A 6,011-nucleotide genomic window follows, 5' to 3' on the forward strand; every position below is an offset into this window, starting at 1 on the left:
CTGCGCCAACACCGGGCCGGCGCCTTCGGTGCCGATGGCGATGGCGACCGGCGCGCGGTTGACCAGCGCCGGCGTGAAGAAATCGCAAAGCTCTGGCCGGTCGACCGCATTGACCGGAATGCTTAAGCGGCGCGCGTCCTCGGCAACGCGGCGGTCGAGCGCCTCGTCGCCGCTGGCGGCGAACACCATGGCCGCGCCTTCGAGATGCGCAGCCTCATATGCGGCGGCGACATGGACAGCACCGGTCGCGGCAATGAAAGACAGCAGCTCGGCTTCGGCGGTTTGCGCTATGATGCGCAGCGCCGCGCTCGACTGGCCGACGAGCCGCGCCTTGGCCAGTGCCGCCTCGCCGCCGCCGACAATGGCCACGGCTTCGCCCTCGACCCGCATGAAGACGGGGAAAGCGTTGAGCTTGGCATTGGCCTGCGACATGGCGAGCAGATTCCTGAGCAATTTGGCAGTTTTACGCGCGGGCGTGAAAAACCAGAAGCAAAGCACTCGCGCATCCCGCGATGGCAGGCAATCGCTTTTTCGCGAGCGCGAAGAGCAGGAGAAAAAAATTCCACATCCGGGAGAGGATCGGATTGAAGCCGCTGTTGCGGGCCCTGATCTCATGCGTTTTTAGCTGCAAATGCTCCACGCTACAAAACAGATTTTTCTAAATCCTACCAATTTAGTAGATTAAAGCCGCAATACCGTCGCCGGCCGGCGCGCGTGGCTGAATGAGCGCCTGACCAATATCGGAACATTCCAGCTTCAGAGGACGTTTGCCATACGGAACCCCGCCGGCCACCCGCCGCCAATGGGTTCGCAATACGGCAAAAGCAGGAGGAGCCCGCATGAGCAACGTCACGCTGAAACATGGCCTTTGGATCGTGGTCGCCGATGGCGAGAAAGCGCTGTTCCTGCGCAATGAAGGCAACACCCGCAATCCGGACCTGCAGGTCGTGCAGGAGATGGAGCAGGAGAACCCCGCCACGCGCGAGCAAGGCAGCGACCGCCCCGGCCGCTACAATGACGGGCCGTCCATCCATCGCAGCGCGGTCGAGGACACCGACTGGCATCGTATCGGCAAGGAGCGCTTCGCCGACGACATCGCCGAACGGCTTTATGGGCTCGCCAATCGCGGCGCCTTCAAGGAGATCGTGCTGATCGCGCCGCCGCTGGTGCTGGGCGAAATGCGCCGGAAGCTCCACAAGCTTGTCGGCGACAAGGTGACGGTGGAAATTCCAAAGACGCTGACCAACCACACCATCCCTGAGATCGAAAGCCTGCTCCAGGCAGCCTGACGGCGCCCGCCGGGCAAGCGCAATCTGCCCTTCGCCCGGCATTCGTGCCCCTTTGCCTTTCGATTTCACGGCTTTACGGGTTGCCTCGCGGCCCTGCCTCCCCCCATATTGCAGGGCGGCCCTATCCTACATCGTGATTTTTTCGAAAGGCGCTCCATAGACAATGCCGCATGACACGCCCCTTATCGCCACGATCGTCGCCGGTCTGGGGCTGGCTTTCGTTTTCGGCGCGCTCGCCAACCGTTTCCGCATCCCGCCGCTGGTCGGCTATCTCGTGGCCGGCGTGCTGGTCGGGCCGAACACGCCGGGCTTCGTCGCCGACGCAAGCCTTGCCACCGAGCTTGCCGAGATCGGCGTCATCCTCTTGATGTTCGGCGTCGGCCTGCATTTCTCCCTGAAGGACCTTCTCTCCGTCCGCGCCATCGCCGTGCCCGGCGCCGTCGTCCAGATCGGCTTTGCCACGCTGCTCGGCGTCGGCCTTGCCTGGCTGCTCGGCTGGTCGATGGGCGCCGGGCTGGTCTTCGGCCTGGCATTGTCCGTCGCCTCGACGGTGGTGCTGCTGCGCGCCTTGCAGGAACGGCGGCTGATCGAGACCGAGCGCGGCCGCATCGCCGTCGGCTGGCTGATCGTCGAGGACCTTGCTATGGTGCTGGCGCTGGTGCTTTTGCCGGCGCTTGCCGGTGTGCTGGGCGGCCAGCCGCAGGCCGACGACCATGCCAGCCTGCTGGCGCTGCCGGCCAACTACGGCATCTGGGGCGTCGTCGGCGTCACGCTGGCCAAGGTGGTGGCCTTCGTCATCGTTATGCTGGTGGTGGGCCGCCGCGTGATTCCCTGGATCCTGCATTATGTCGCCCATACCGGGTCGCGCGAGCTGTTCCGGCTGGCGGTGCTGGCGATTGCGTTGGGTGTCGCCTTCGGGGCAGCAAAGCTGTTCGGCGTCTCGCTGGCGCTGGGCGCCTTCTTCGCCGGCATGATCATGAGCGAATCCGAGCTCAGCCACCGGGCGGCCGAGGAATCGCTGCCGCTGCGCGATGCCTTCTCGGTGCTGTTCTTCGTCTCGGTCGGCATGCTGTTCGACCCGTTCAGCCTGGTCAGCAATGGCTGGCCGATCCTGGCGACGCTGGCCATCATCCTGCTCGGCAAGTCGCTGGCCGCGTTCGTAATCGTCGTCGCCTTCCGCTACCCGATCGCGACGGCGCTGATGATCTCGGCCAGCCTGGCGCAGATCGGCGAATTCTCCTTCATCCTGGCCGAACTCGGTGTCGGCCTGAAGCTCCTGCCCGAGCAGGGTCGCGACCTGATCCTTGCCGGCGCCATCCTGTCGATCCTGCTCAACCCGCTGATGTTCCTGGCCATCGACTGGATGACACCGTGGCTGGAGGCACGCTCGGCCAAGGCATCGCCGCCGGAAGAGGCAAGGCCGATCGGCCCGGCGACCGAGCCCGGCCAGGTGGCTTCGGTGACGGCTTCGCCGCAAAAGCAAGACGGCCCGCCGCCAAGAACCGCGCTTACCGGCCATTCCATCCTGATCGGCTACGGCCGTGTCGGCAGCCTCGTCGGCGCGGCGCTGAAGCAAGCCGCCCTGCCCTTCCTGGTCATCGAGGACGCCGACAAGACGCTGGCGAAGCTGAAGGCCGATGGCGTCGAAACCATCGCCGGCAATGGCGCCAATGCGGACGTCTTTTCGGCCGCCAATCCGGAAGGCGCCAAGCGGCTGATCCTTGCAATTCCGAATGCCTTCGAGGCGGGTCAGATCGTGCTGCGCGCCCGCGCCGCCAACCCCGGCATCAATGTCATCGCCCGCGCCCACTCCGATGCCGAGGTCGAGCATCTCAAGGGACTCGGCGCCGACACCGTCATCATGGGCGAGCGCGAGATCGCGCGCGGCATCGTCGAGGTGGTGACGGGTAGGTCACCCGCTGGGTTGAAAGAGGTCGCCCGCGCCCCGGAGATCAAACCGCAAGCCGTTTGAGTTGCGCGTCCTGCACCAGCCAGGTTGATCAAGCGACAAATGCGGAGCCGCCGTTTTGCGCGATATCGCTGAGATATTTTGCCGGCGGCTTGCCCAGCGCCTTCTTGAACATGGTGATAAACGCCGTGACGGATTCATAGCCGAGATCGCCCGAGACCTGCTGCACGCTGGCGCCTGAGGCGAGTTCGCGCAGCGCCACGATCAGGTGCAGCTGCTGGCGCCAGCGCCCGAAGGTCAGCCCTGTCTCCTTCACGACGAGGCGTGCCAGACTGCTCTCGCTGAGCGCCACGCGGTTCGCCCATTCCGCTAGCGTGCTGCGGTCGGCGGGATCGTCCGCTAACGCCTCGGCGATCCGCCGCAAGCGCGGCTCGGCCGAAATCGGCAGGTGCAATTGCTGCACAGGCATGCGCGGCAGTTCGGCAAGCAGGATCCCTCCCAGGAAACCGCATCGTGCCTCCTCCGGCGCGCAATCCGACAGTTCGATGATCAGCTCGCGCAGCAGCGGCGAGATCGAAAGCGTGCAGCACCGGTCCGGCAATTCGGCGGCCCCCGGTTCGAGATAAACGAAGAAAATCCGCGCATTGGCGGTCGCGATGTTGCTGTGCTGCATGCCGCCCGGAATCCACACGGCGCAATGCGGCGGCACCATCCACAGGCCGCTCGGAACCCGACAGGTGACGCCGCCGCCCAGCGCGAAGACGAGCTGCCCCTTGCGATGCCAGTGGTCGCGCACCTCGGCCCTGGTCTCCGGTACATCGACGCGCACGGCGATTGCCGGCGCGTGGACGTCGTCGACATCGAAATCGAGCCATGGGTAGCGAAGAGGCTGTCTCATGATTGACTGTTTTTAGCGACCGTGTGCAATTATAGCTAAATTCTTAGACCATGGAAGTCGATAGGCTCCGGTTTGCGCATGGCGATCGCGTTGACGCTGCGCGCCCATCGCCGGCTTGGTCCAGGAAGGTACAGCCCCATGCTCGCCCTCGTCATCGCGTCCGACAGCGCCACCGGGCTTAGGCTGGCCGAGGTCGAGGACCCTCGGCCCTTGGCGAACGAGGCGCTCATTGCGGTCCACGTAACCTCGCTGAACCGGGGTGAGCTGCGCCTGCTCGGCATACGCCCGGACGGCTGGATACCCGGCCAGGACATCGTCGGCGTCGTCGAACGGGCAGCAACCGATGGCTCCGGGCCTGGCGTGGGGACCCGGGTCGCAGCTTTGGTCGACGAGCACGGCTGGGCCGAACGTGTCGCGGTTCCGACCGACCGTCTCGCCGTCCTGCCGGACGGCGTCGGCTTCGGCTCCGCCGCCACGCTTCCGGTCGCCGGCACGACGGCGCTGAGGACGTTGCGCCATGGCGGTGACCTCGCCGGCCAGCGGGTCCTGATCACCGGCGCTAGCGGCGCGGTCGGTCGTTTCCAGATCCAGATCGCCCGCGAGCAAGGCGCTTCGGTGACGGCGATCGCCGCCGCCCGGCATGAAGAGGACCTGCGTGGGCTGGGCGCCGAACGTGTCGTCGAGTCGATCGAGCGGGCCGAGGGGCCGTTCTCGCTGATCACCGAGTCGGTCGGCGGCGCAAGCCTCGCGCACGCGATCGAACGCGTCGCGCCGGGCGGCACCATCGTCATGTTCGGTTCAAGCAGCGGCGAACTGACGCCCGTCGGATTTCGCCAGTTCGTTCCGGGCCATGAAGGGGCGAGGCTTCAGACCTTCGCCTACTATACGTCCGGTCCAGCCATCGGCGCCGATATCGTCTCACTGCTCGCCCTGGTCGCGGCTGGCCGGTTGGAAACCCGCGTCGCCTTGACTGTGCCGTGGACAGACATCGGCCAGGCGCTGGACGCCCTGCGGCAGCGCAGCTTCAGCGGCAAGGCCGTCCTCACCATGACCGGATGAGCGATTTTGCCCCGAAATCGAGGTTCAGACGTGCTGGCCGCCATTGATGTGGATTTCCGAGCCGGTGACGTAGGACGCCTGCCCGGAGCACAGGAAGAAGATGATGTCGGCGACTTCCGACGTCGCGCCGAGGCGTCTGAGCGGGATCGTCTCGACGATCTTGTCGGTGCCCGGCGACAGGATAGCGGTGTCGATCTCGCCCGGCGCGATGGCGTTGACGCGGATGCCGTGCGGGCCGAAATCATGCGCCATCTCGCGCGTCAGCGAACCCAGTGCCGCCTTCGATGTCGCGTAAGCCGTGCCGGCGAAGGGATGCACACGGGTGCCGGCGATCGAGGTGACGTTGACGATCGAGCCCTTCGCCTGCGCCAGCTCCTTGAACAGGCCCCTGGCCAGCATGATCGGCGCGAAGAAATTGACCTGGAACACGTCACGCCAGACATGCATCGGCGTGTCGATCGAGTTCATCCGGCTGCCGTCCTTCAGCTTCGGCGAAATGCCGGCATTGTTGACCAGCGCGTTGAGCTGGCCGCCATGCGCCTCCAGCCGGTGACGGATCTCCGAGACGGCGATGCCGACATCCTCCTGGTCGGCGAGATCGACCTTGATGTGGTCCTCCGGCCCCGCTGGCCACGGACAGTCCTCGGCGAAAGCCTGGCGCGAGCAGGTGATGACGCGCCAGCCCTCACGCGAGAAGCGCTTCACCGTCGCATGGCCGATGCCCCGGCTGGCACCGGTCAGCACGATGGTTTTTCTTGTATCGGTCTCGGCCATGTCGCGGTCTCCGGCCGGACATGTAGCCGAAGGCGCAAGCCATGGCGAGAGGCGATGTTGCCGCTCAACCGCCGGTGAGGAT

Annotated in this window: 7 protein-coding genes; 4 read left to right on the forward strand and 3 right to left on the reverse strand. The window is 65.7% G+C overall.

All coding sequences use genetic code 11. From position 1 onward, the window contains the following. The coding region (locus EN742_RS39460) for an NAD(P)-dependent oxidoreductase (RefSeq protein WP_281034977.1) at window positions 1–432 on the reverse strand (432 nt) is incomplete at its 3' end. Between EN742_RS39460 and EN742_RS19165 the strand changes: the two genes are divergently transcribed. From EN742_RS19165 to EN742_RS19175, 3 genes are all read left to right on the forward strand, one after another. Further along, on the forward strand, window positions 431–625 hold the full coding sequence (locus tag EN742_RS19165) for a hypothetical protein (RefSeq protein WP_127405928.1): 195 nt from the start codon (window positions 431–433) through the stop codon (window positions 623–625). The two genes, EN742_RS39460 and EN742_RS19165, sit on opposite strands and share 2 nt — an antisense overlap. A gap of 214 nt (window positions 626–839) precedes the next feature. Then, window positions 840–1,289, forward strand: coding sequence for a host attachment family protein (locus tag EN742_RS19170; RefSeq protein WP_126058273.1), 450 nt, complete (start codon window positions 840–842; stop codon window positions 1,287–1,289). Window positions 1,290–1,452: 163 nt separating this feature from the next. After that, complete coding sequence (locus tag EN742_RS19175) at window positions 1,453–3,261, forward strand: cation:proton antiporter (RefSeq protein WP_126058272.1); 1,809 nt, start codon at window positions 1,453–1,455, stop codon at window positions 3,259–3,261. 28 nt (window positions 3,262–3,289) lie between these two features. Here EN742_RS19175 and EN742_RS19180 read toward each other — a convergent pair whose 3' ends face one another. Then, a complete protein-coding gene (locus EN742_RS19180) occupies window positions 3,290–4,096 on the reverse strand; it encodes a helix-turn-helix transcriptional regulator (protein WP_126058271.1) in 807 nt (268 codons plus the stop codon). Between the two features lie 138 nt (window positions 4,097–4,234). On the opposite strand from EN742_RS19180, the gene EN742_RS19185 reads away from it, so the two are divergent. Continuing rightward, window positions 4,235–5,155, forward strand: coding sequence for a zinc-binding dehydrogenase (locus EN742_RS19185; protein WP_127406933.1), 921 nt, complete (start codon window positions 4,235–4,237; stop codon window positions 5,153–5,155). 24 nt (window positions 5,156–5,179) lie between these two features. Here the strand turns inward: EN742_RS19185 and EN742_RS19190 are convergent, their stop codons facing one another. Continuing rightward, window positions 5,180–5,929, reverse strand: coding sequence for an SDR family oxidoreductase (locus tag EN742_RS19190; protein WP_127406934.1), 750 nt, complete (start codon window positions 5,927–5,929; stop codon window positions 5,180–5,182). Window positions 5,930–6,011 lie beyond the last annotated feature (82 nt).

The organism is Mesorhizobium sp. M4A.F.Ca.ET.020.02.1.1 (assembly GCF_004022645.1).
GTDB lineage: Bacteria > Pseudomonadota > Alphaproteobacteria > Rhizobiales > Rhizobiaceae > Mesorhizobium.